The organism is Candidatus Arthromitus sp. SFB-mouse-NL, assembly GCF_000709435.1.
Taxonomy (GTDB): Bacteria; Bacillota; Clostridia; order Clostridiales; family Clostridiaceae; genus Dwaynesavagella.
Map to the genome: position 1 here is coordinate 323443 of NZ_CP008713.1, position 24250 is coordinate 347692.

Consider the following 24250-nt stretch of genomic DNA (forward strand, 5'->3'; position numbering starts at 1 on the left):
TTTATTATGGGATTTACTTTAATAGATCTTGGAGTTCTAATTGTTTACCTCGTAGCAGTTTTATTTATTGGGCTTTATTTTTCAAAAAAGGATATGGATGGAAAAGAATTTTTTAAGGGTGATGGAACAATACCTTGGTGGGTTGCGTCGGTATCTATATTTGCTACACTTTTAAGTCCTATATCATTTTTATCATTAGTTGGTAATTCTTATAGTGGAACTTGGTCTTTGTGGTTTGCACAGCTTGGAGTTCTTATAGCAATACCGCTTACAATAAAGTTTTTTTTGCCAGTATTTAGTAAGCTTAAGATAGATACAGCATATCACTATTTAGAGATAAGATATAAAAGCAAAGGACTTCGTGTCATAGGAGCTATTATATTTATCATTTATCAAATTGGTAGAATGTCTATAATAATGTATTTACCATCCATGGTTTTATCTAGGTTATCTAATATAAATGTAAATATATTTATAATTCTCATGGGTGCTATTGCGATTATATATTCTTATGCTGGAGGTATAAAGTCTGTTTTATGGACTGATTTTATACAAGGTGTAGTTTTAATTCTTGGTGTTATTGGAACACTAATTTTTATATTATTTAAACTTAATGATGGTTTTGGAGATGTAGTAAATGCATTGTTTAATGAACAGAAGTTTTTATCGAGCAATGATGTATTATTTGATCCAAATTTGCTTAAAACTAGTATATTTATGCTCGTTGTTGGAGGAGGATTAAATACATTTTCTTCTTATATATCTAGCCAAGATGTTGTTCAAAGATTTACAACTACAACAGATATAAAGAAATTGAATAAAATGACATATGCAAATGGAATATTGTCTATTGGTGTTGCAACGTTATTTTATTTAATAGGTACAGCATTATTTGTATTTTATAGACAGAATCCAAACCTCTTAGTAGATGTTGCTCAAGATCAAATTTATGCGTCTTTTATAGCATATCAGCTACCGGTAGGTATAACAGGATTACTGTTAGCCGCGATATATGCAGCATCTCAGTCTACTTTATCCACAGGATTAAACTCAGTTGCAACGAGCTGGACATTAGATATACAAAATTATATAACTAAGGGTCTTAGTTTTAAAGCTCAAACTAAAATTGCTCAATTAGTTTCGCTATTGGTTGGAGTTGTTTCTGTAATCGTTGCGATGATTCTTGCAACAAGTGAAATTAATTCGGCATATGAATGGTTTAATGGATTTGTTGGAGCTGTTCTTGGGGTTTTAGCGGGAATATTTGTACTTGGAGTTATATGTAAAAATGCAACGAAAATATCTGCTTATTTGGGATTTATTACTGCAACAATAATTGTACTTTCACTCAAATATATGAATTTAAATATTGAAGTATCTATATGGGCATATTCGCTTATAACTATAGTTGTGACTGTAGGAGTTGGGTTTGTAGTTAGTTTATTTAATCGAAAAAATAATTAAATATAAAAATAAAAATTTATGGATATTCTAGAAATAAGTGAATATCCATTTTATTATTTACTAAAAAATTCTTAGAGATTATACTATAAAAATAATTAAATTGGAGGTAGTAAAGTTATGGATTTGAAATATTGTTTATCATTTGATATAGGTGGAACATTTATAAAATATGCTATTATTGATAATGAAGGAGTAATCCATGAAAAAGATAAGATTAATACGCCTGGATATCCAGCACGAGAGACTATACCTGCTGCATTAATTGATATATTTGAAAAATTAAAATTAAAATTTAACATCATTTGTGTAGGAGTATCCACAGCAGGTCAAGTAGATGTTGATAAATGTGAAGTAATATATGCAACAGATAATATACCAGGATATATTGGGACTAATTTTAGAGATATTTTAGCAAAGAAATTTAATTTAGATGTGTTTGCAGATAACGATGTTAATTCAGCAGCTATTGGGGAAATGTGGCTCGGAAGTGCTAAAGATGCTAAAAACTTTTTATGTATGACATTGGGAACTGGAGTTGGTGGTGCTATTATAATAGATAATAAATTGCATAGAGGTAATAATTATTCAGCAGGTGAGATAGGACATTTTATTATTTTTCCAAATGGAGATAAATGTACTTGTGGTTTGAATGGATGTTATGAAAGATATGCCTCTACATCTGCTTTAATTAAGATGTATAAGGAAGAATTGATTAAAAATAATATGATATGTAAAGATAATTATACGGGTGAGTACATAGTTGATTTGTGTTATAGGGGGGATAGTATAGCCAGTTCAGTTTATAATAGATTTTTAGATTACATAGCATATGGTATAGCAAATTTAGTTCATATTTTAGATATTGGACTTGTAATAGTTGGTGGCGGTATATCAGAACAAGGAGATTTATTTTTTAATGAAATAAATAATAGGTTTAAGAAATATGTACTTAATGTTTATAAGAATGGTACTATAATAAAACAGGCTGGACTCAAAAATGATGCTGGAGTTATTGGTGCAGCTTTTAATACATTTTCCTATATAAATATTATGTAATTTATAGAATTTTGGAGGTATAAAGTGGAAATTTTATTGATTCCAATAGCACTAGCTTTAGATGCTTTTGGCGTAGCATTAAGTTTAGGGTTTTCTAATAAATATAAATTCAAACAACTTATGTTATTTTGCTTGAGTTTTGGATTTTTTCAATTTTTATTTTCCTTTATGGGAGGAGTTTGTGGAGAATTAGTAAATTCATATATTTTAGCGATTCCTAAGTTATTTGGTGGAATTGTAATTTTAATTGTAGGAATACTAATGTTCAAAGAGGCTATGTCGCATTGTGATGAGGATGATTATGAAGATAAAAAATTATTTAATAATTTATATATAACTCTTGGTATATCTGTTAGTATAGACGCATTAGTTGTTGGATTTACAGCGTATAATTTACATAATTTAAGTTTAATATTTTTAAATACACTTTTGGTTGGAATTGTAACATTAATTTTATCAATGTTTGCAGTGGTTTTATCTATGCATTTAAAGAAGATAAAAATTATAACAAAGTATGCTGATTTTTTGGGAGGAGTTTTGCTTATATTATTTGGTCTTAAAATGATCTTTTTTTAGATTTAAGGTATATTTATTCAACAGGAAATTAAAATGGTATTTATTAAGAATGTAGAGTAAAATACAATAAATATGTTATAATTTATAAAATGATTAGTAAGAATTTAAAATTGTAAGTCTAATGATCTAGAGGTAGTTGTTTATGGAATATATAGATATTTTAAATAAGGTAGGATTAAAGGTGACAAAATCTAGAAGTGTTGTTTTAAGCATATTTGAGAATGCCGATAGGATTTTAAATGTATCTGAAATTTATGATGTATGCAGGGATAGAGGTTTTGCCATAAATTTATCTACTATATATAGAACATGTGAAACATTTTCTGAAAAAAGGATATTGGATAAGGTTATTGGTAATGATAGAGTGAGTGGATATAGGCTTTCTATAAGATCTCATGTACACGAGATAAAGTGTAGTTTTTGTAATAAAATCGTACAGATAACGTGTCCATTTAATATTTTAAGGCAATACATAGAGAATAATACCGGGTTTACTTTGACAAAGCATAGTATAGATATAGCTGGTATATGTGACGAATGTAAAAAAAACAAGAGCTAATATTAGTTCTTGTTTTTTGTTATTATAAGACAAATTATTAAAATTGTTATGGAAGTGAGAGCTATTGTACCACCGGGCGCTGTATTTAGATGATAGGATAAAAAAAGCCCTAAAATAACGCACATAATTCCTAAAATAATTGAAATTAATATTGTCTTGGAGAATCCTTTTTTAAATCTAAATGCTGCTGCCACAGGTATAATCATAATTGATGATACTACAAGTAACCCAACGACTTTTATGGATGCAGATATTGTTAAGCTTAGCAATATGGAAAATAAAATATTATAAAATGACGTGTTAAATTTAGATATTCGAGAGAAATCTTCATCTAGTATTATTAAGGTAAATTTCTTGTAGTGAATTATTAATGTTATTAATACAATTAAGCTTGTACATATTATAAACATTAAGTCTTTTTTATTTAGCGTTAGTATACTTCCGAATATAATGCTTTCTATATTTATGTTGACAAGACTACTACTCGATATGATTATAGCTATGCCTAAACTTAAAGTTAGAATTATAGAGAGGGATATTTCTGAAAAATTCTTATAATAGTTTCTTAGGTATTCAATGAGAATAGCACAAATTATAGTGTATCCTATTGATACAAGTAATGAATTAATGCCTAGTATGTACGATAATGCAACGCCAGCGAAAGAAGCATGGGATAGTGTATCACTTATATATGAGTATCTCTTAAGAACGATAAAATTTCCTATAAATGGACATATTATGGATATAAAGAATCCTGCAATAAATGCATTTCGTATAAATTCATATTTAAACACGATATATTGAACCCTCTTTAACCAAAAATACTTTGTTAGCGTAACTATTTGAAAAATCCTTATTATGTTCAACTACAACAATCGTTATATTGCTAGATACATTTAATTCTTTTAAATTATCATATATCATAGATTTACTGTTTTCATCTAAGTTGTTTGTAGGCTCATCTACTATTAATAAATCTGTTTTTTTAAGAAGTGATCTTATTAGCATTAGTTTTTGCAATTGACCGCCAGATAGTTTTCCAATTAATGAGTTTAGATTATCTATTAAATCGTATTTTTTACATAAGTTAGTGACATGAGAAAATGGTACATTCAATTCTTTAGCATTATATTTTAAAAATTCTTTGACAGTTATAGGAAAATCTTTGTTAAAGTTAAATATTTGAGGAATATAGGATACATTTTTGGTTTCTATGTTTATATTAAAATTTTTATTTTTTATTAGATTTAGCATGAGTCTAAGCAGGGTACTTTTACCGCATCCATTTTTTCCTATTATGCATGCAAAATCTCCTCTATTTATAGATAGATTTGCACCTTTGAAAATATATTTTGAGTTATCATAACTGAAGGTTAAGTTTTCAATATTTATAATTTGATCTGAAGAAATATTTTTATTAATCATAAAATCATTTACACCTGCAATATTTAACATAAAAAACCTCATCTATATTATTGACACTTAATATTTTTATATGTATTATAAACTTAATGCGATTCGTTTGCAATAAAAATATATTAAGTTATAGGGGTTTAATTGTTATATGGGTAAAATGAAGAACATTATTTTGGGACTAGGTATTTTATTATTTGTATCTTGTACAAGCCAAATTGAAAAAGAAGGTATAAGTGTTGTTACAAGTTTAAATCCTAATTATAATCTTATTAAATACATAGCTCAAGATAAGGTTAGTGTATATAATATTTCATTTAGTGGAGATTCTCATAATTTTGAATTTACTCCTCAAGATATTAAAAATGTTCAGGATTCAGATATGGTTTTTTATAATGGATTAGGTATTGATGATAAGATTTTAGAATTGAGTGATGATAAAAATAAATTTGTACAAACGACTAAAGATGCAAATTTAATAAGTTTGGAAGATGAACATCATAATGATCATGATTCACATAATTATGATCATGGGGAATATGATCCGCATGTATGGTTGAGTATAAATGAATACAAGACTATGGGTAAAGTTGTATTAGATAGTCTTATTTTACTTGATCCTAATAATAAAGATTTTTATACCAATAATTTTACGAGTTTTAGCAAAAGAATTGATGATATATATAATTCATATATAAATGATTTTAAACTTGTAACTAATAAAGAATTTGTAAGTAATCATGCATCTTATGGGTATTTAGCAAGAGATTTTGGATTAGTAAATAGTAGTTTATATGATGTGAATAATCATGGTGAAGTAAATCCTAAAAATTTACAAGATATAATAGATATAGTTAAACAAAAGAATGTGAAACTTATTATAGGGGATAAATATGAGTCTAATAAAGAACTTGAGACTGTATCTAATGAAACAAATATTACATATAAAGTTGTTAATAATCTAGAGAGTCAAGGAGATTATTTTACTGAATATGAAGAATTATTAAGTTCAATTTATGATGGATTAAGGTAGAGGTATTTATGGTATTTGAGAGTTTATTACTTATAGATAAGGGGAGAGATAATTTATTTAATGATGAATTTAGGATTTATATAGAAAATTGTTTTGATAATATAATAGAATTTTATCGTGAGGATAATAAAATATTTTTAGTTTTGGAACTAAAACAAGAGTATAGTGATTATGAGTTTGAAGATATAATATCTAAATTTCCGTATGATGAATTTGAGAATATAGGTGTAATTTCTTATCCAAAAGACGATGAATATTATCCTACTTTTATAATGGAAATGGATAATGATATTAGAGAAAATATACAATTTAAGATTGATAATTTAATGGATTTGTTTATGAAAAAGATAGTTAAAATTTATTGTAATAAAGTATAAATTAGTATAGAATATGCTATTATAGCTACCTATAACTTAAGTAGTTAACTTTAAGTTATAGGTAGCTTATTTTTAGGTGATTATTTATGAAAAGAGTTCGAAACATAAAGAATATTTTAATCTCTTCTTTTGAAAATGAGATTAATTTAAATAAATTATCTATATATTCTGAAGCACATAATAGAGAGATCTATCTATATGTAAAAGAGGTGAAGGATTATGTATTATGTATAGCCTTTGCATCTTTAAATTCGTATATAAGTATGAATAGGTGTATAGATAGTTATTTTAGTTCTAAGGGTATTAAGTATAATATAATAAATATATTTATAGTTGGTGATTTATCTAATGTTAGAGACGCATATTTCCAGAGTGAGCTCTATGAGGAAGCAATTTTTATTGATCAAAAATCTGGGGAAATAGAGTGTTTTAATGTACATAGTGTAGGTTTTTTAAATATTTTAAGAAACGTAATTGAAAAACCATATTCTAGGTTTATGTCTAAGGGAAAGAGTAACCACTTGACAATGTTTATTATTTTGATTAGCATTATAGTTTACTTTATTATGGGTAATATAAATGGTGATATAGTGTCAATTCGTGATGAAGTGTTACTTTGGGCAGGAGGTAAAATGGATCCATATATACAAAGTGGCGAGTATATGAGGATATTTATATCACCATTTTTACATAAAAATTTTTTGCAATTATTAGTTGGGATTATAACATTATTTTTTACAGGTAGTATAGTTGAAAAAAATACTAGTAAAATTAAATATTTGATTCTTATAATACTTGGTATATTTTTCGGTAATTTTTCAAGTTATTTATTAAATTTTTCAAAAGTATTTGGAGTTGGACTATATGTAATAAATTATACTTTGATAGGGGCATTATTTGTTTTAGCGTTCAAATATAAATCAAAAGTAAATAAGTTATTTTTTGTATTTATATTTTTATTTATAGTATTAAATTTATTAAATAGTATATTTTTGAGTAACAATATAGATAACATTGGAAGTTTAGCTTCATTTATATTTGGTTTGATATTTATGAGAGGGATTGATTTGATTAAGAAGTAATTTACTATAAAATTAAGTAGCATGAGGAATAATTTGTATGGAAAATGAAAATTATAATTTAGATATTGATACTATAAAGATAGATAAAGATGATATTGTTAAGAATTTAATTAAGAAAAGACCAGTTTTTACTAATAACGAAGCATTTCCATGGCTTATGATAGGAAGTATAATTTTTTATGTATTATTTTATGTTTTATTAGTATATGGTAAAAATAATTTTGTTGATGTAGATTTGAGTTCGCTTAATTTATTTAGTGTATATACAGGATATGATATTATAAATGGAAATTATTTTGGAGTTATAACTAACATTTTTATACATAGAAGTTTGTGGGACTTAGTAAATACAATATTTGTATTATTATTTTGTGGATTTTTTATGGAAAGATATATAAAAAGGAATGTGATAGTTTTTATTTATGTACTATCAATTATATCTTTTAATTTAATCTCAATTTTTGTGTATCCAGACCAGTATTACTTGGGATCATTTACCATAGTTTCATCTTTGATTGGAATGTGTATATATTTTTGTTATAGATTTAGGAGATTTATATTTAAGATAGATAGATATATATATATATCTTTGATGTTTATAGGTTTTTTTATAAGTTATATGGTAGATTTTTATAGTATTTTGCAGTTTTTAGTTTCATATTTAATTGGTATATTTGTAATGTTTGTTTTAGATACTAAATGTTTAAGAAATAATAAATAGTAATCGGTATTATATAGTATATTGATTTATTAACCTTAATAAGTTGAGCAGTCTTGTATTATTTTGATAGACTTTAAGGTTTGCTTAAAATTATTTTTAATAGAATTTTATATTATTAATGTTAACTAGTTGATTTTGAGGAGTGATATTTTGAATTTATTACAAGTTGGAGTTAAGTTAAAAGCTGATAATATCCAATCATTTATAGATGATTTTCTTAAAATAGATGGTATTAATATTTCAGACATTCGATTACATGATGATATGATTTTGATAAATAAAATTAAATATAAATCATTTGGTACTATTTCTATAGGGCTTAAATTTCATAGAATAGAGGATGGGATTTTATCAATTGCCATAAAAAAACTCAAGGCGATAAGTATACCTATTAATGTTTTTACTGTAAATTTCATATTAAAAATGGTTATTAATAAGTTAAATATTAAGGGTATTAGCTGTGATGGTAAACAAATAAAGATAGATTTAAGGAAGGTATTTAAAGAATTTAATCTGAATTTTTTAGAAGTAGATATAAAGGATATACAAATAACTGAGGAAAGTATTAATGTTACTTTTGGGAATGTCGATATTGATATGATCGAACTTATAAATAGTAATAAAAAATCTCCATCTCAAGGATGTGAGATGGAGATTCAAAATGTTGAAAATAATATAGAACATAATGTTTCAGATATTAATGAGAATATAATAGATAATGTTAAAAATATGGAAAATGATGAAGAATATAGGAAGTTTTGCAGTAATAATTTTACAGGATTTTGTAAGAATGATAAGGGTTATTTTTTAGAATATTCTAGATTTAGAAATAGGTTATACAATGGAAAATTCAAACAAACAAATAAAATAATTTTGGGTAAGATTGTATTTATAATGTCAGATATAGGTGTACTTTGTTACAGATTATTAAGGGATAATAGGGTTAGAAATAGTACTAAGATATTGATAGGATTTACAATATTTTATTTATTGAGTCCCATAGATTTTATAAATAATAAGTTTAGTATTTTAGATAAGATAGATAATGGTTTATTATTAGTATTTACTTTAAATAAAATATTTGTATCTGTTGATAGGGAAATATTAAATTATCATTTTGATGGTGATGAGGATACGCTTAATTTTTTAATGGATTCATTTGATTTATTAAATTCGATGTTAGGTATGAATAATATAGATAAGTTATATAGTGTGTTTGAAAAATTTGTTAGATTTTAAATTAGGAATAAAAATTATGATTGAACAAATAATAAGTCTATAAGGAAATTATATGGCTTATTATGGAGGTTTAATTATGAAAGGTATCGTTTTAGGTACTACAGCTGGTGCTTTAATTGGTGTTATGATTTCGGTGATAGTTCCACAATCTAGTAAAAAACTTAAAAATAAAATAGGTAAAAATACGAGTAAGTTTATTAAGAAAGGAAGGAAAACTAAATCTCAAATAATGAAGAAAATAGCTAAAATTATGTATGAAGTTGCTTAAAGACTCCATAAAAGGAGTCTTTTTATTTTAGATATTTATTTATATGTAGAAATAAGAGATATGGTAATCCATATCTCTCGTATAATTATTTTAATCCATTTTCATATTGTTCAACCATTCTTTTTACCATTTCTCCACCGACAGATCCACATTGTTTAGAAGTTAAATTACCATTATAATCAGTGAAAGGTACACCCATTTCATTGGCAACTTGGCTTTTAAATTGTTCTAATCCATTTTTAGCATCTGGAACTAATTTACCCATGTTTAAATCCTCCTAAAAATTAAAACTTTTTAATATCCTGTAAATAATTAATTAACAGGACAATATTAGTATTAACTTATATTTTAAATATAATCCTGAAATATAGTGGTATTTAGACATAGATTATCCATATAATTTTAAAGATTATGTAATCATTAAAATTGATTAATATTTTAAAATATGTTTCTTAAGATATATTTGGAGATATTAGGGAATATATCAACAGGAATAATAGGTATAGATATGATAAGATAAATATGTTATAATCTGAGTGTATATTTTAATTAAGCAATAAAACCTATTATTTTTTATAGTTGTGGTTTGAATTTTAGGAGGATAGTTTGGTGAATAAAAATAAGACACTTAGGTTATCAGTGTTTTTAATAATTGTATTTATTTTTGTAGTAAATAGTGATGCTATGGCAAGTGTTAAAGATTCATTAGAACAACAAATACAGCAGAATAATGAAAAAATTGATAATGTGCAAAACGAAATATATAGTATAAATGAAGAAATAGATGCTATTGACGATGAATTATCTAAAATTAAGAGTGAGATAGACCAAAGAAATGGCGTTATTAATGAATATTTGGAAAATATAGAATTACATCAAAAGAATATAGATGATAAAGCTTTATTAATAGACGGTATTGAAAAGCAGATGATTACTATGGAAGAAAATATAGAAAAACTTAATAAGGAAATTGAAAATAATCAGGCTGAATTAGTAAAATTAGAGGCTATACTTGCTGATAGAATAAAAGAATTTTATAAATATTCTCAAAATAATTCATTAGGATTAGATTTGTTTTTTTCAATGGTATTTGATATGAATAAGGATTTACAGGATGTATTGGATACCGTTCATAGTATGTCTAAAATAACTGAGAGCGATAGGAAGTTAATTGAAAATATAAAGCAAATTAAGGATAACATAAATAGAGACAAGGAAAATTTAGAAAAAGAGGTTCAGAGTTTAGCTCTATATAGAAAGGATTTAGAGAATCAGATACAAGAGATAGAGAACTCTAAAAATGAGTTAATTGTAAAGAAAAATGAGTTAGATGCAGAATTGCAAGTTGTTAGGGATTTAGAAAGAGAGTATCAAGAAAGATATGATGCTTTAGATGAGGATTCTAAAAGAAAAAGGGAGGAACTTATAAATATTCAGCAAGATAATGAACAATTACAACAGCAGTTAACAGATTATTTAAATTCGATAAATAATTCAGGTTTAGTTGGTGGTAGTAATGAAGTAAGTCCAAGTGGATACTTAAGACCTTCTACAGGACCAGTTACATCTGAATATGGTTGGAGGGTTCATCCAATAAGAGGTACAAAATCGCTTCATACAGGTACTGATTTTGGAGGTAAAATTGGAGATACGATAATTGCAAGCAGAGCTGGGGAGGTTGTATTTGCTGGTTGGTATAATAATGTTTATGGTAATGTTGTTATTTTAAATCATGGTGGAGGATATCAAACGTTTTATGCTCATATGTCTAGAGTTGCAGTATCTGAGGGACAAGTAGTTGATCAAGGAGTTAGAATTGGTTATATGGGTTCTACTGGTATGAGTACGGGGGCTCATTTACATTTTGAGATTAGAAAAGATGGAGTTAGTTTAGACCCATTTAATTTCTTATCTAGATAGAAATTTAAAAAGGATGCTATTAATTTAGCATCCTTTTTATTATAATTAAATTAAAAAATATGTATAAGTATGGGAAAATGGTTATAATTTAAATATAATTTAAATTTTGTATTATTTATTAGATATTTCATTGTAGAATATTGGAGGGAAGAATGAGGAGAACTAATATTTTTAGTAGGGAGTATGAAAGGAGAATAAGGAAAAAGCGCTTTTTTATATTAATAATAATTTTAACTATTTTGGTTATGGTTGTATTATATATGGTTAATTTTTCTGAGGTAAATAATTATGTAAGAGATAGATATTACTCAATTATATCTAAGGAAATTGTTAATATTAGTGAAGCAGAATCTGATAATTATAATATAAATGATGTAAGCAACATTAATGAAGAAACTCATACTCCCTTGGAAGAAAATATTTATAATAGTGAAAGTGATAAATTAATACATAATGTTGTTTTAGGAAATGATGAAATAAATATTTTATATACAAAGGATGACAATAATGTTCAGTATTTTGGATTAGAAGATAGTTTAGATTTTAAGTATAGTTTTGATATATCCCCAGATAATCTAAAGATTTTAATAGAAAATAATATTACTCAAGATACATATATGATTGATGAATCATTTAATACATTTAAGTTAGATCCAGAATTTTTTTATTCTAATTCGGCTAGAAGTAGATTTTATAAGGAAGATATAAAGAATACATATGAGGGATATTCTTGGTACAAGGGAGCCAGATTTTTAGATAATAATACTGTAGTATACATTAGTAATCTACCATGGTTTGGTAAAAATGAAGAGTATATATGGAGAACAGATGTGAGTGACACTCAGGATATAAAGCATTTTATGACGAGTATAGCGGGTGAAAATATTGAGTTTGGAGAGTTGACAGAGCAGGGGATTAAAGTTAATATAAATAATGAAATGAAGTTATTAACATTTTCTTTTGTTCTTAATTAAGAATTTTATATTGGTTTTAATAATTTATTGGTTTATATATTTTTCAGAAGTATTGGTTAATCGGGAGGAGTTTTGTAATGAACGTTCAGTTAAATAATCTTGAAAATAGTAGGGTAGAATTTATTATTAAGATAGATAAGAAAGAATTTTCTGATGCTATACAGATGTCTTTTAAGAAAAATGTTTCTAAATATAATATACCAGGATTTAGAAAAGGTAAAATTCCGTTTGAAATATTCAGGAAAATGATTGGAGTCGAGGCGCTTTATAATGATGCTGCAAATATTTTGATAGAGAGAACTTATAAAAATGCTGTTGAAGATCATAAGGTTGAAGTTGTAGATTATCCTAGTATAGATATTATAAATTGTAAAGGGGGAGAAGACTTTGAATATAAAGCAACTGTATATGTTAAACCGAATGTAGTACTTGGAGAGTATAAGTATTTAGATGTAGAGGAAGTTAGGTATGAAGTAAATGATAATGATATTGAACAAGAATTGCAAAATTTAAGAGAAAAAAATGCACGCTTAATTTTAAAAGATGGGACTATAGAGAATGGTGATATAGTTGTAATAGATTTTAAGGGATTTATAGATAATGAACCGTTTGATGGTGGAGCAGCTAAGGATTATAATTTGGTGATAGGGTCAAATAGTTTTATAGATAATTTTGAAGATCAGCTTATTGGTAAATCTAAGGGTGATAAGGTAGATGTAAATGTTGTGTTTCCAATTGACTATGGTGTTGATAAATTAAAAGGTAAAGAGGCTAAATTTGAAGTTAATATAAATGAAATAAAAGTTAAAGAATTAGAAGAATTGGATGATAATTTTGCAAAAACTTATTCTGAATTTAGTACTTTAGATGAATTGAAAAATAGCATAAGAGAGAAGAAAATTAAAGATAATGATACGAAGCAAAAATATGAGTTTGAGAATTCTGTTATAGAGAAAGTGTGTAGTAATTCCCAAGTTGATATTCCTGAACCAATGATACAAAGTGAAATTGATAGACTTATACATGATTTTGAGAATAAAGTAAAGTACCAAGGCACAACTTTAGAACAATATTGTCAATATTATGGTATAGGTTTGGATGATATAAGAAATAATTTTAGAGATAGGGCAGTTAAACAAGTTTTATCTAATTTGGTTATAGAAGAGATATCTAAAAAAGAAAATATATCAGTAAATGGGGATGAGCTTGATGTCAAGGCATTAGAATTAGCTAAGATGTACTCTCATGATGAGGAAAAAATTAGTTCTATTAAAGAGAGTCTTTTATCATCATATAAGGATTCTTTAAAGAGAGATATAGTTATGTCAAAGACTGTAGAATTTTTAGTAAATCAAAATAAAAAAAGAGGTATTAAATAGAGTGTATTTTAAAGGAGGAGACTTATGGCTTTAGTACCTATAGTTGTTGAGCAGACAAGTAAGGGTGAACGCTCTTACGATATATATTCAAGGTTATTAAAAGAACGTATAATCTTTTTAGGAGATGAGGTAAATGATGTTACCGCGAGTTTAGTAGTTGCTCAATTATTATTTTTAGAAAGTGAAGATACAGATAAGGATATACATTTATATATAAATAGCCCTGGAGGGTCTATAACAGCAGGTATGGCTATATATGATACTATGCAATATATAAAGCCAGATGTATCCACAATTTGTATAGGTATGGCTGCATCTATGGGAGCATTTTTATTATCTTCTGGAGCTAAGGGTAAGAGATTTGCATTACCAAATAGTGAGATAATGATACATCAACCATTAGGTGGGTTTAGAGGTCAAGCAACAGACATAGATATACATGCAAGAAGAATATTAAGAATGAAGAATGATTTAAATAAAATATTGAGTGAAAATACAGGTAAATCACTATCCCAAATAGAGTTAGATGTTGAGAGGGATCATTTTTTGAGTTCTTATGAAGCTAAGGAATATGGATTAATAGATAATGTTATAAGTAAGAAGAAATAATATTTATTGAGTCTATTTGCGGGGTGTAGTTATGGCGAAATTAGATGAAAGCAAGCAATTAAAATGTTCTTTCTGTGGTAAAAATCAGGAGCAAGTGAGGAGGTTAATTGCTGGTCCTGGGGTATATATATGTGATGAATGTATAAATTTATGTTCAGAAATAATAACAGATGATTGTGTAGATGAACAAAAGGTTGAGGTATCTAAGGTACCTAAACCTATGGAGATAAAGGATTATTTAGATCAATATATTATAGGTCAGGATAAAGCAAAGAGATCAGTGTCAGTAGCTATATATAATCATTATAAGAGAATTAATTCACTTATAAAAGATAATAGCGTTGAGATACAAAAAAGTAATATATTATTACTAGGACCAACTGGTTCTGGAAAGACTTTAATAGCCCAAACTTTGGCAAAATTTTTGAATGTACCATTTGCTATAGCTGATGCTACGACGTTAACTGAAGCTGGATATGTTGGAGAAGATGTAGAAAATATATTGTTGAAATTGATACAGAATGCGGATTATGATATAGAGCGTGCTGAAAAAGGCATAATATATATAGATGAAATAGATAAAATTGCTAGAAAGTCTGAAAATCCTTCTATAACTAGGGATGTATCTGGCGAAGGTGTTCAACAGGCACTACTTAAGATATTGGAAGGTACGGTAGCATCTGTACCACCACAGGGTGGGAGAAAGCATCCGCATCAGGAATTTATACAAATAAATACTTCTAATATATTATTTATTTGTGGTGGTGCTTTTGATGGTATGGAAAGGATTATAGAGCAAAGAATTAATGTTAGAGCTATGGGATTTGGAGCGGATATAAGTTCTAAGGAGAATAAGGAATTAGATAAAATATTTGCTAATATATTACCAGAAGATTTATTGAAGTTTGGATTAATACCTGAGTTTATAGGGCGTTTACCTATACTTGTTTCATTAAATGCATTAACTGTGGATGCATTAGTTAGAATATTAAAAGAACCTAAAAATGCTATAGTAAAGCAATATAAGAAATTATTTGAATATGATGAGGTTGAATTAGAGTTTGAAGAGAAAGCGCTCGAATGTATATCGAGGAAAGCTATTAGTAGGAATACTGGAGCTAGAGGTCTTAGAACTATAGTTGAAGATTTGCTAATTGATGTTATGTATAATATACCTTCAGATAAAAATATAGATAAAGTTGTAGTAACTGAAAGGAGTGTAGATGATAAAAAAATAGATATTTTTTATAAAAAAGATGGAAAAGGTAATAATGACATAGAAAGTGCTTAGTTAAATAAAAATGTTAAGTAGGATTTAGAATGTTTATATATGATAGTAAATTTATAAAATCAGCAGTAAGTTGTAAAGATTTTCCTAATGATGGATTAAAGGAAATAGCTATTGTAGGAAGGTCTAATGTAGGTAAGTCTAGTTTAATAAATTCGTTATTACAACGTAAAAGGATAGCAAAGGTTAGTTCTACTCCAGGTAAAACAAGGACTTTAAATTTTTTTTTGATAAATAATTCATTCTATTTAGTAGATTTACCTGGATACGGTTACGCTAAGGTTTCTAAAAGTGAAAGGGATTCGTGGAAGTATATAGCAGAATCATATTTTAATAATAGAGTGTATATAGATAGGGTTATACTTTTAATAGATTCGAGGCATGATCCGTTTGAAAGTGATGTAACGATGTATAATTGGATTAATAGTTTGAATTATAAGATAGATATTATAGCCACTAAATCTGATAAATTAAGCTATTCTCAGATTAAAAAAAATGAGCATATTTTTAAGAGACAGTTTAGTAAGTCTAATATATTATTTTACTCCTCTTTGAAAAATTATAATAGAGATGAATTGGTAAATTTTATATTTTCATAGATTAAAAAGTATATTATTTTTAGATAATATACTTTTTTTATTGTAGCATATTTTATTTTTATACATAAAATTATTATATAAATTATAAAATTAAGAGGAGATTAATAATGGATTTTATGAATTTTATGAATCAAGTTGGCAATAATTGTGAAGTAGGCCATAGAAATCATATTCACGATAATTGTGGATGCTGTTCATCAAACATTGGAAATCATCATAATGGATTTTCTGGTTTATTACCATTACTTTTTTTATCTGGTTTGGGTCAGACATCAAGCTGTAATTTAGGCAATATGGTTTGTTATCCAAATCAATGTCAAACACAACAATATGTAACCCCTACTTCTGTACCTTGTTTTAATAATGGATTAAAATATAAAACTAAAAAAGTTAGACAAGCATATATGGAAGTTCCTGTTTCAACTTATCAGGTAGCTCAACCTTACTACCCTTATCCGCAACAATTACCAATAACTGCAAATATGGGTTCTATAAATGGTAATAGGTGTTCATTTGATTTATCTACTATTCTATTATTTTTGCTTTTATGTAGTAGAAATAATAATAGATGTATGAATGTATGTAATCCACCACATCATAATAGACCATGTGGAAGTTGTTCAACTGAAATATAATTATTAAGAAATAATTATAAAAATATATGTTCAATTTTTATAGATTGAAATATTAGGAGGGCCTTTTGCCCTCCTAAATATATATATAGGGGTGTATTTATATGTCAAAACGCAAAAAGTCCTATGATAGAGCAGAATATGAAAATAATTATTATAATAATAGACTTATAGATAGTAATTATGTAGGTAATAATTTTAATCCATATTTAAATACTAAATTTCAATTTAATAATTTTAATGATATTTATAATAATTTGAATAATATTATGGATGTACTTAATAATGTAGATATTAATAATTTGAATAACATTTTTTCTTTATTATCTAATGGTTTTGATATTAATAATAATTTTAATGTTGAGAATAAAACGAATAATATATTTGATGAAATTCATAATAAAAATGAAATAATTATTAACTTTTTAAATTCTTTAAAACCTTTATTGGGAATTGAATTTGGTAATATAATAGATAGATTTATAGATTTTTATATGGAAGAAATAAATTCTGAGAAAGGTTGTATGTAAATTATTTTAAGATATGTATAATTTTATTGAAAATTGAAATAATATAAATGTAAATGGAGATGATATTTTTCTCCACTAATCCCCCTTTAATAAGACCATCTTTTGTTGATGGTCTTATATTTTTTGTAGAGATTTTTATATTTATTATCATGGTGGAATAAAGTAAAGGATTTAGAGATATATAAATTTTAAAAAATTAGAAATTTATATTATATATTATACTTTATTGAATATGATGATTTTGTTTGGGATGTATATGTTTAAATATTTATCACATTCTACAGTTTTCTTATAGTGTTATTTGAATATATTAATGTTATTATTCTTGTTAAAAATAAATCGTATATTATAAATATAGTAGAAAATATGAGTATTCCTGTTAGCATAATAAAAGGTGTTATTTTTATAGGAAAAAATAATTTAGAATACATAAAAAATATGGGTAAAAATATTACGTTAAAATATAGTATTTTAAGTGTAAGTTCAAGCTTTATATTATTTAATCTTTCTATGTAAAACTTTATTAAGGGATATGAACCGAAAAAGATAAAATATATAATACTATATTCAATTATACCTAATATTAAAGAGGATATTATAGATGATACCATTATTAACAATGAATGCTTACTTCCAAATTTTATTATCGATATGCAAATTAATAATGAGGATAAAGTTAATAAGCTTAAATCTGCAGTTGATATTAACCTACATAATATAAAAAGCATTACTGTAAGAGATGTCATTATTGAGGATTTTGTTAATTTATGTGTATTTTTCATTAACAGCAAGTTATAAAATCACAGCCACAACATTCGCAACATGAATCTATACACCATAATGTACAACAAGTATCGCAGCATCCATATCCATGATTTGTAGTAACTCTTTTTGAATAGGTTTTTCTAAATTGATTGTTTATGTTTTCAAATGAGTTGTAAGCATTGCTATATTCGAAGTTATTGGGCTCTAAATTATATGCGATTTCAAAGTGATTTCTACTCTTATCATACCAGCCTTCTTTGTAGTATATCTGACCCATTAAATAATTCCATTCTGCATTTCTATCTTCAATTTTCCAAAGTTTATTTTTTGCTTCATCTAGTTTGTTTAAATTTATCAATTCTCTAATTTGTGATAGTGATATTCTTTGATTATTAGGATTAATAAATAAATTATTCATTAAATAATCGTAGGCACTGTTTAACTCTGAGATTTTTTTATTTATTTCTTCATAGTTTGAGCTGTTGTTAATAAGTTGTTCATTATATATATTAATTAAGTTTTTATAGGAGGATTTTACTTGATCTAATGATGCATTTTCATGCAATTTTAATATTTCAAAATATTTTTTATACATTCATAGACACTTCCTTTTTATTATTGCAATTAAAGTTATTTATGATTTTATCTGTTTTAAAAGGCATTCCTAATTGTAGTATATTTTCAATTAAATCATAGTTTTTATTTAATTTCAAATACTTAAAATTTTCAAGACAATTGTAGTTAACATGAGTTAAGAGTGAATAATATTTATCTTGTATTGACTTTTTAAATTTTTCTATGTTTATTTTTTCTTTTGTAATATTATGTATATGAATTATGGGATTAAAGGAGCTAGTTTTGAGATCTTTTTCTATATCATTTAGTGAATCTATTATATATATCCATTTACCTAGACTGTAAGATAGTCTATTTATATGTACTAGGGTTTTATTGTCGAAATCATTAAATTTACAATAAAAATTGAATATTTCTTTCATTAGATTGCTAAATGGATGTGCATATTCGTCTATTGATAAAATTTTATTTTTATTTTCAAGTTCTTTTAAATTTTTCAGATGATTATTTATTTTATGTTTAATATTATTAAGATAGTTTGGTAAATTTTGCATATATTTATTGGAAATTGGGAGAAGTATTTTTGAAAGTAAATTATTTTCATCATTAATATCGTCAACAATTTTATTATGTGTTAAAATTATATTTATGTGACTTGAGTATTCTATGCTAGATATATTTTTCATTATATATTTTTTTTCAATTGGATGAATCAAGCATACCTTTTTTTCTATAACTGGTTTTTTAATTGAGAAACTATCAAGGAATATAGCCATAAAAGTTATATCGAAATTAAGGCTTATCCTTGGGATATTTCCATAATTTTTTTTAATTGTGTGACATAGGCTACAATAATAGCTTTTAAATGTGTTATAGTGTTTTAATTTTAAATCCATTTTAAATGGATATATATATCCAAACATTTTACATTAACCTTTCCTAACATTTTTTATCTTAAGAGTATAACATAAAAAAGTAATTATTAAATAAAAATTGTGTAATAAAAATAAATATTAAATTTATTAGATTAGATAATTTATTCGGAGGTGATGGTATATGGAATGTTATTTTTTGTCAACTTCGGTTGAAATTGTAGAATGCTTTAAAGAATGTGTTTATTATAATGTGAATAAAGAAAATCCAGCTGAAGATTGTCCTTTTGCACAGGTATTTAATGGGAAAAGTTATAGAGATTCAGATCAACAAGCTATAAATAATTAGTAAAAATCAAATTATTTACATAGAATCTAAGTATTTTTGATTTTAAAATACTTAGATTTTTTATAGATAAAATCATTTTAGTATTGTAATATTTATTTATAGATTTATTTTGGAGTTGGTTATTTTGTTGAATAATATAGATTTTTTGAAAGAGGCTATAAACTTAAGAAATGAGATTATAAATCATAGAAGGCATTTTCATAAGCATCCTGAGATGGGATTCGAAGAGTTTGAAACGTGTAGAACAATATTAAATTATTTGAATCATTTGGGAATTGAAAATAAAGTTTTATCAGGAACAGGGATTGTGGCTATTATAAACGGGAAAGAGAAAGGAAAAACAATTGCACTTAGATCTGATTTGGATGCACTTCCAATTGACGATTTAAAAAATGTAGAATATTCATCAAAGATATCGGGTAAGATGCATGCCTGTGGACATGACGGTCATATTTCAATTTTAATGGGTGTAGCTAGAATACTTAATAATCATAAAGATAAGTTTAAAGGTAGTGTAAAACTTATTTTTGAGCCTGCTGAAGAAACTGTAGGTGGAGCTAAATTTATGATTAGAGATGGTGTTTTAGATAACCCTAAAGTTGATGCTATAGTGGGATTACATGTTTCTGAGCTTATAGACTCAGGATGCATTGGAATGAAATATGGAGTTGTTAATGCTGCTTCTAATCCATTTGAGATAATTATTAAAGGGAAAGGTGGACATGGAGCACATCCAGAAGATTGTATTGATCCTATAGTTGCTGCATGTAACATTGTTACATCTCTTCAAACTATTATAAGTAGAGAAATTAGTCCACACAATCCATCTGTTTTAACTATAGGGAAATTTATTGGTGGGACGGCACCTAATATTATTCCTGAGGAAGTTAAACTTGAAGGAGTTATTAGAACTTTAACCAAAGAAGATAGAGCAATGGTGATAAAGAGATTGAGGGAGATATGTAATGGTATTGCTGTGTCTATGAGGGTTAATGTTGAGGTTGAAATAGTAGATGGATACCCATGTTTGTATAATGATGATAAAATGGTATTTTTGGGAGAAAGAGTATTTAAAAAGGTAATAGGTGATGAAAATGTAATTATGGATATAAATCCATCTATGGGAGTTGAAAGTTTTGCATATTTCTCTCAAGAAGTGCCCTCACTTTTTTATTTTTTAGGTACAAGAAATATATCAAAAGGTATTATTCATCCAGCTCATGGAGGATTGTTTGATTTAGATGAAGAAGGTCTTGTGCTCGGAGTTGCACTCCAAAGTGCGATAGCGTTTAGTTATTTAAATAATTTAGATTAGGAGAAATAATGAAACAGGAGATTAGAATTGGTGGTAATGAGAAGAACCAAAGATTAGATAAGTTTTTAAGGAAATTATTTAAAAATGTTGAATTAAATTTAATATTCAGGGATATAAGAAAGGGGAATATACGAGTTAACGGTAAGAAACAAAAGATAAATTATAAGATACAAGAAAATGATATTTTGAGAATATTTGGATATTATTATAAGTTAGGTAATGATAGTCAAGGTATAGATACTGAAGAATATGTAGAATATAATAAACCAAAGATATGTTATGAAGATTCAAATATATTGGTTGTAGTGAAGGATATTGATACTCTAGTTCATTCAGATGGTAACCGTGATACAAAAGATTTAAGTAAAGATGTTAGGATGTATTTGTCTAAGAAAAAAGATATTAATTTAAATAATAATTTGATTTTTAATCCATCACCTGTAAACAGATTGGATAGAAATACTTATGGATTAGTTATATTTGGAAAAAATAATTTAGCTACAAGAGAGTTATGTGAACTTATTAAGGCTAGAATAATCTCTAAGTATTATAGAGTTCTTGTTGAAGGTAAAATAAAAGATGGGATTTATACTGCATACATAAAAAAGGATAGTAAATTGAATAAATCAATAGTATATAAGTATAAAATACCGGAATCCAAGGAAATACAAATGGAAGTTAGGGTTATTGATACAAATGGTGTAGTTAGTTTGTTAGAGATAAATTTAATAACTGGAAGAAGTCACCAGATAAGAAGCCACCTTCAATTTTTAAATAATCCAATAGTTGGAGATATAAAATATGGCAATAAAGGATTAAAGAACTATTTTTTCAACAAATATGGAGTACAAAATCAGTTGTTATTTGCATATAAATTGTCCTTTAATGGAATAGATGAAAATATGAGCATAAATTATTTAAATAGTAAGGTGATAGTGGCACCGCTGCCGTCACAATTTAAAAGGATTATAAAACAGGAATTTAAAATTACAATTTAGAGGGATAGCACAATGAAAGAACAATCTACTGGTAGGAGTTTTATATCTTTATCTTTTGCAAGTATTCTTGTAAAAATTATGTCCCTTTTATATGTTCCAATAATTATAAGAATATTGGGAGATGAAGGATATGGGATTTATTTAGCTTCTTATGATATATTCAGTCTAATATATGTTATAACAAATTCTGGTATGCAAATCGCTATAGCTAAGCAAGTTGCTGAATTTGTTGCTATTAATGAATCGCAAAACATTTTAAAAGCATTTCAGATTGGGAATAGGATCCTATTTATTATAGGTTTTGTAGGTTCCATTGTTTTATTTTTAATTGCCAAACCAATTTCTTCATTGATTGGTAGTGAAAGAGCATATTTAGGAATTTTATTTCTATCTCCAACTATATTTTTCACATCTATATTAGCAGGGTATAGGGGATTATTTCAAGGTATATCAAATATGACACCCATAGCATTATCTCAAGTGCTTGAACAAATATGTAATATTTTTATAAGTATATTTTGTGCGTCGATGCTGGTAAATAATAGTTTAGAATTAGGAGCTGCAGGAGGTACAGTTGGTACTACAGTTGGTGCGATTATAGCTATTATATTTTTATGTATGACTATGAGGAAACAAAGAATATTGTATAATTTGAACATATCGGTGCCATATTTAAATTGTGAACTTGAGAGGAGAGAAAGCGATTCTACAAAAGATATAATATTTACATTTTTTAAATATGGTATACCTGTAATATTGACATCTGGAATACAGTATGTGGGGGCTGTTATAGATTTAGCTCTTGTTAAAAATAGACTTATGTTTGCTGGTTTTGATTACTCAACAGGGGATATTTTATATGGGTTACTTGGGAAATATAAAACTCTTATATATGTACCACTTGCTATTATTGCGGCTTTATCTGCAGCAGTTATACCTAGTTTGGTTAAATCTGTCGTACTTAAGGATAGAAATAATTTATTTAAAAAAATAAGATTTGCATTAAAGACAAGTTTATCAATATCAATACCTTCGTGTGTTGGATTAGCTTTGTTAAGTAGACCGATATATCTTATTTTATTTTCTGCAGAGTATAGTAGTGGATATACCTTAATGCTTTATGGATCTAGTCTTGTAGTATTTATGTCTATTGTGCAAATTCAAACTACTATACTTCAAGGATTGAACAAATTTTATTCGGTATTTACAAGTTTATTTATTGGTGTCTTATTAAAATTATTGAGCAATTATTTTTTAGTTGGCATACCGAGTATAAATATAAATGGGGCTATTATAGGGAGTATAGTTGGATTTTTAGTACCTATGATTATAAATGGTATATTGATTAAAAAATATATAGGATTTAAGGGTATGGGTTTAATAAATAGTATAAAGCCATTCATTTCTTCTATTGTGATGGGTATTTTTATAATAATATTTTATAAATTTAATTCATTTTTATTTATGAATAATAATTCTATTATAATTAAATATTTAACTTTTGGTTTAGTAGTGATATTTGGATGTATAGTATATTTTGTATTTATAGTTGTTTTGAGATATTTTAATAAGGAAGATTTGGAATTTATACCTTCGTCTATTATTAGAATTATACCTAAAAAAATAATGAGTAAATTCTTTAATTAGGAATTTACT

Annotated in this window: 28 protein-coding genes; 23 read left to right on the plus strand and 5 right to left on the minus strand. The window is 26.1% G+C overall.

All coding sequences use genetic code 11. The features are described 5' to 3' along the window. Window positions 1-6 precede the first annotated feature (6 nt). The 4 genes from SFBMNL_RS01510 to SFBMNL_RS01525 all read left to right on the plus strand — a co-directional run bounded on the left by SFBMNL_RS01510 (window position 7) and on the right by SFBMNL_RS01525 (window position 3655). The gene (locus tag SFBMNL_RS01510; protein ID WP_042294212.1) at window positions 7-1464 is read left to right on the plus strand and encodes a sodium:solute symporter; all 1458 of its coding nucleotides are present in this window, start codon (window positions 7-9) and stop codon (window positions 1462-1464) included. Window positions 1465-1581: 117 nt separating this feature from the next. After that, the gene (locus SFBMNL_RS01515) at window positions 1582-2520 is read left to right on the plus strand and encodes an ROK family protein (RefSeq protein ID WP_005807151.1); all 939 of its coding nucleotides are present in this window, start codon (window positions 1582-1584) and stop codon (window positions 2518-2520) included. A gap of 24 nt (window positions 2521-2544) precedes the next feature. After that, window positions 2545-3096: a manganese efflux pump MntP gene (locus SFBMNL_RS01520; RefSeq protein WP_005807149.1), complete on the plus strand. Its 552-nt coding sequence runs from the start codon at window positions 2545-2547 to the stop codon at window positions 3094-3096. Between the two features lie 142 nt (window positions 3097-3238). After that, a complete protein-coding gene (locus SFBMNL_RS01525) occupies window positions 3239-3655 on the plus strand; it encodes a Fur family transcriptional regulator (RefSeq protein ID WP_005807147.1) in 417 nt (138 codons plus the stop codon). Between the two features lie 2 nt (window positions 3656-3657). On the opposite strand, the gene SFBMNL_RS08150 is transcribed toward SFBMNL_RS01525, so the two are convergent. Next, a complete protein-coding gene (locus SFBMNL_RS08150) occupies window positions 3658-4449 on the minus strand; it encodes a metal ABC transporter permease (RefSeq protein ID WP_005807146.1) in 792 nt (263 codons plus the stop codon). Next, complete coding sequence (locus SFBMNL_RS01535; protein ID WP_005807143.1) at window positions 4442-5110, minus strand: metal ABC transporter ATP-binding protein; 669 nt, start codon at window positions 5108-5110, stop codon at window positions 4442-4444. Before SFBMNL_RS01535 ends, SFBMNL_RS08150 begins: the two co-directional genes overlap by 8 nt. Window positions 5111-5219: 109 nt before the next feature. Between SFBMNL_RS01535 and SFBMNL_RS01540 the strand changes: the two genes are divergently transcribed. The 6 genes from SFBMNL_RS01540 (at window position 5220) to SFBMNL_RS01565 (ending at window position 9788) form a co-directional block, all read left to right on the plus strand. Next, window positions 5220-6101 carry a metal ABC transporter substrate-binding protein gene (locus SFBMNL_RS01540; protein ID WP_042294214.1) on the plus strand — a complete coding sequence of 294 codons (882 nt, stop codon included), beginning with the start codon at window positions 5220-5222 and terminating at the stop codon, window positions 6099-6101. A gap of 8 nt (window positions 6102-6109) precedes the next feature. After that, complete coding sequence (locus SFBMNL_RS01545; RefSeq protein WP_005807139.1) at window positions 6110-6478, plus strand: DUF6762 family protein; 369 nt, start codon at window positions 6110-6112, stop codon at window positions 6476-6478. An 86-nt stretch (window positions 6479-6564) separates the two neighbouring features. Then, window positions 6565-7560, plus strand: a complete 996-nt coding sequence (locus tag SFBMNL_RS01550; RefSeq protein ID WP_042294219.1) for a rhomboid family intramembrane serine protease — start codon at window positions 6565-6567, stop codon at window positions 7558-7560. Between the two features lie 37 nt (window positions 7561-7597). Continuing rightward, window positions 7598-8281 (plus strand): rhomboid family intramembrane serine protease, encoded by a 684-nt coding sequence (locus SFBMNL_RS01555; RefSeq protein WP_005807133.1) that lies wholly within the window; start codon window positions 7598-7600, stop codon window positions 8279-8281. Between the two features lie 150 nt (window positions 8282-8431). Then, complete coding sequence (locus SFBMNL_RS01560) at window positions 8432-9520, plus strand: YkvA family protein (protein ID WP_042294220.1); 1089 nt, start codon at window positions 8432-8434, stop codon at window positions 9518-9520. 76 nt (window positions 9521-9596) lie between these two features. Further along, a complete protein-coding gene (locus SFBMNL_RS01565; protein ID WP_242821360.1) occupies window positions 9597-9788 on the plus strand; it encodes a YtxH domain-containing protein in 192 nt (63 codons plus the stop codon). 85 nt (window positions 9789-9873) lie between these two features. On the opposite strand, the gene SFBMNL_RS01570 is transcribed toward SFBMNL_RS01565, so the two are convergent. Next, window positions 9874-10053: an alpha/beta-type small acid-soluble spore protein gene (locus tag SFBMNL_RS01570; RefSeq protein ID WP_005807127.1), complete on the minus strand. Its 180-nt coding sequence runs from the start codon at window positions 10051-10053 to the stop codon at window positions 9874-9876. 344 nt (window positions 10054-10397) lie between these two features. Between SFBMNL_RS01570 and SFBMNL_RS01575 the strand changes: the two genes are divergently transcribed. From SFBMNL_RS01575 to SFBMNL_RS08360, 9 genes are all read left to right on the plus strand, one after another. Further along, window positions 10398-11708, plus strand: a complete 1311-nt coding sequence (locus SFBMNL_RS01575; RefSeq protein WP_042294221.1) for a murein hydrolase activator EnvC family protein — start codon at window positions 10398-10400, stop codon at window positions 11706-11708. Between the two features lie 152 nt (window positions 11709-11860). Next, the gene (locus tag SFBMNL_RS01580) at window positions 11861-12682 is read left to right on the plus strand and encodes a hypothetical protein (protein ID WP_014017839.1); all 822 of its coding nucleotides are present in this window, start codon (window positions 11861-11863) and stop codon (window positions 12680-12682) included. A 77-nt stretch (window positions 12683-12759) separates the two neighbouring features. After that, entirely contained in the window at window positions 12760-14061 is a 1302-nt protein-coding gene (tig, locus tag SFBMNL_RS01585) for a trigger factor (protein ID WP_042294222.1), read from the plus strand. A gap of 24 nt (window positions 14062-14085) precedes the next feature. Further along, complete coding sequence (clpP, locus tag SFBMNL_RS01590; protein WP_005807117.1) at window positions 14086-14670, plus strand: ATP-dependent Clp endopeptidase proteolytic subunit ClpP; 585 nt, start codon at window positions 14086-14088, stop codon at window positions 14668-14670. 31 nt (window positions 14671-14701) lie between these two features. Continuing rightward, window positions 14702-15961: an ATP-dependent Clp protease ATP-binding subunit ClpX gene (gene clpX / locus SFBMNL_RS01595; protein WP_005807114.1), complete on the plus strand. Its 1260-nt coding sequence runs from the start codon at window positions 14702-14704 to the stop codon at window positions 15959-15961. A gap of 29 nt (window positions 15962-15990) precedes the next feature. After that, window positions 15991-16557, plus strand: coding sequence for a ribosome biogenesis GTP-binding protein YihA/YsxC (yihA, locus tag SFBMNL_RS01600; protein WP_007440720.1), 567 nt, complete (start codon window positions 15991-15993; stop codon window positions 16555-16557). A 107-nt stretch (window positions 16558-16664) separates the two neighbouring features. Beyond that, complete coding sequence (locus tag SFBMNL_RS01605; protein WP_042294223.1) at window positions 16665-17192, plus strand: hypothetical protein; 528 nt, start codon at window positions 16665-16667, stop codon at window positions 17190-17192. A 101-nt stretch (window positions 17193-17293) separates the two neighbouring features. Further along, entirely contained in the window at window positions 17294-17719 is a 426-nt protein-coding gene (locus tag SFBMNL_RS01610; protein ID WP_007440721.1) for a hypothetical protein, read from the plus strand. Between the two features lie 294 nt (window positions 17720-18013). Further along, window positions 18014-18235: a hypothetical protein gene (locus SFBMNL_RS08360; RefSeq protein WP_173362941.1), complete on the plus strand. Its 222-nt coding sequence runs from the start codon at window positions 18014-18016 to the stop codon at window positions 18233-18235. Between the two features lie 265 nt (window positions 18236-18500). Here SFBMNL_RS08360 and SFBMNL_RS01620 read toward each other — a convergent pair whose 3' ends face one another. Both SFBMNL_RS01620 and SFBMNL_RS01625 read right to left on the minus strand, forming a co-directional pair. Next, entirely contained in the window at window positions 18501-19079 is a 579-nt protein-coding gene (locus SFBMNL_RS01620; protein WP_005807101.1) for a tetratricopeptide repeat protein, read from the minus strand. Next, on the minus strand, window positions 19072-19983 hold the full coding sequence (locus SFBMNL_RS01625) for a DUF5685 family protein (RefSeq protein WP_042294224.1): 912 nt from the start codon (window positions 19981-19983) through the stop codon (window positions 19072-19074). The genes SFBMNL_RS01620 and SFBMNL_RS01625 overlap by 8 nt, the downstream gene beginning before the upstream one ends. A 133-nt stretch (window positions 19984-20116) precedes the next feature. Between SFBMNL_RS01625 and SFBMNL_RS08365 the strand changes: the two genes are divergently transcribed. From SFBMNL_RS08365 to SFBMNL_RS01640, 4 genes are all read left to right on the plus strand, one after another. Continuing rightward, window positions 20117-20281, plus strand: coding sequence for a hypothetical protein (locus SFBMNL_RS08365; RefSeq protein WP_005807098.1), 165 nt, complete (start codon window positions 20117-20119; stop codon window positions 20279-20281). A gap of 124 nt (window positions 20282-20405) precedes the next feature. Beyond that, the gene (locus SFBMNL_RS01630) at window positions 20406-21596 is read left to right on the plus strand and encodes a M20 metallopeptidase family protein (protein WP_005807096.1); all 1191 of its coding nucleotides are present in this window, start codon (window positions 20406-20408) and stop codon (window positions 21594-21596) included. A gap of 8 nt (window positions 21597-21604) precedes the next feature. Continuing rightward, window positions 21605-22594 carry a pseudouridine synthase gene (locus SFBMNL_RS01635; protein WP_042294226.1) on the plus strand — a complete coding sequence of 330 codons (990 nt, stop codon included), beginning with the start codon at window positions 21605-21607 and terminating at the stop codon, window positions 22592-22594. A 12-nt stretch (window positions 22595-22606) separates the two neighbouring features. Beyond that, window positions 22607-24241 carry a putative polysaccharide biosynthesis protein gene (locus tag SFBMNL_RS01640; protein ID WP_042294228.1) on the plus strand — a complete coding sequence of 545 codons (1635 nt, stop codon included), beginning with the start codon at window positions 22607-22609 and terminating at the stop codon, window positions 24239-24241. The last annotated feature ends 9 nt before the right edge of the window (window positions 24242-24250 follow it).

Bases quoted from the DNA above. Each gene is read 5' to 3' on its own strand.
- SFBMNL_RS01510 (WP_042294212.1), top strand. From the start codon at position 7: ATGGGATTTACTTTAATAGATCTTGGAGTTCTAATTGTTTACCTCGTA.
- SFBMNL_RS01515 (WP_005807151.1), top strand. From the start codon at position 1,582: ATGGATTTGAAATATTGTTTATCATTTGATATAGGTGGAACATTTATA.
- SFBMNL_RS01525 (WP_005807147.1), top strand. From the start codon at position 3,239: ATGGAATATATAGATATTTTAAATAAGGTAGGATTAAAGGTGACAAAA.
- SFBMNL_RS01535 (WP_005807143.1), bottom strand. From the start codon at position 5,110: ATGTTAAATATTGCAGGTGTAAATGATTTTATGATTAATAAAAATATT.
- SFBMNL_RS01540 (WP_042294214.1), top strand. From the start codon at position 5,220: ATGGGTAAAATGAAGAACATTATTTTGGGACTAGGTATTTTATTATTT.
- SFBMNL_RS01545 (WP_005807139.1), top strand. From the start codon at position 6,110: ATGGTATTTGAGAGTTTATTACTTATAGATAAGGGGAGAGATAATTTA.
- SFBMNL_RS01550 (WP_042294219.1), top strand. From the start codon at position 6,565: ATGAAAAGAGTTCGAAACATAAAGAATATTTTAATCTCTTCTTTTGAA.
- SFBMNL_RS01555 (WP_005807133.1), top strand. From the start codon at position 7,598: ATGGAAAATGAAAATTATAATTTAGATATTGATACTATAAAGATAGAT.
- SFBMNL_RS01565 (WP_242821360.1), top strand. From the start codon at position 9,597: ATGAAAGGTATCGTTTTAGGTACTACAGCTGGTGCTTTAATTGGTGTT.
- SFBMNL_RS01570 (WP_005807127.1), bottom strand. From the start codon at position 10,053: ATGGGTAAATTAGTTCCAGATGCTAAAAATGGATTAGAACAATTTAAA.
- SFBMNL_RS01580 (WP_014017839.1), top strand. From the start codon at position 11,861: ATGAGGAGAACTAATATTTTTAGTAGGGAGTATGAAAGGAGAATAAGG.
- tig (WP_042294222.1), top strand. From the start codon at position 12,760: ATGAACGTTCAGTTAAATAATCTTGAAAATAGTAGGGTAGAATTTATT.
- clpP (WP_005807117.1), top strand. From the start codon at position 14,086: ATGGCTTTAGTACCTATAGTTGTTGAGCAGACAAGTAAGGGTGAACGC.
- clpX (WP_005807114.1), top strand. From the start codon at position 14,702: ATGGCGAAATTAGATGAAAGCAAGCAATTAAAATGTTCTTTCTGTGGT.
- yihA (WP_007440720.1), top strand. From the start codon at position 15,991: ATGTTTATATATGATAGTAAATTTATAAAATCAGCAGTAAGTTGTAAA.
- SFBMNL_RS01605 (WP_042294223.1), top strand. From the start codon at position 16,665: ATGGATTTTATGAATTTTATGAATCAAGTTGGCAATAATTGTGAAGTA.
- SFBMNL_RS01610 (WP_007440721.1), top strand. From the start codon at position 17,294: ATGTCAAAACGCAAAAAGTCCTATGATAGAGCAGAATATGAAAATAAT.
- SFBMNL_RS01620 (WP_005807101.1), bottom strand. From the start codon at position 19,079: ATGTATAAAAAATATTTTGAAATATTAAAATTGCATGAAAATGCATCA.
- SFBMNL_RS01625 (WP_042294224.1), bottom strand. From the start codon at position 19,983: ATGTTTGGATATATATATCCATTTAAAATGGATTTAAAATTAAAACAC.
- SFBMNL_RS08365 (WP_005807098.1), top strand. From the start codon at position 20,117: ATGGAATGTTATTTTTTGTCAACTTCGGTTGAAATTGTAGAATGCTTT.
- SFBMNL_RS01635 (WP_042294226.1), top strand. From the start codon at position 21,605: ATGAAACAGGAGATTAGAATTGGTGGTAATGAGAAGAACCAAAGATTA.
- SFBMNL_RS01640 (WP_042294228.1), top strand. From the start codon at position 22,607: ATGAAAGAACAATCTACTGGTAGGAGTTTTATATCTTTATCTTTTGCA.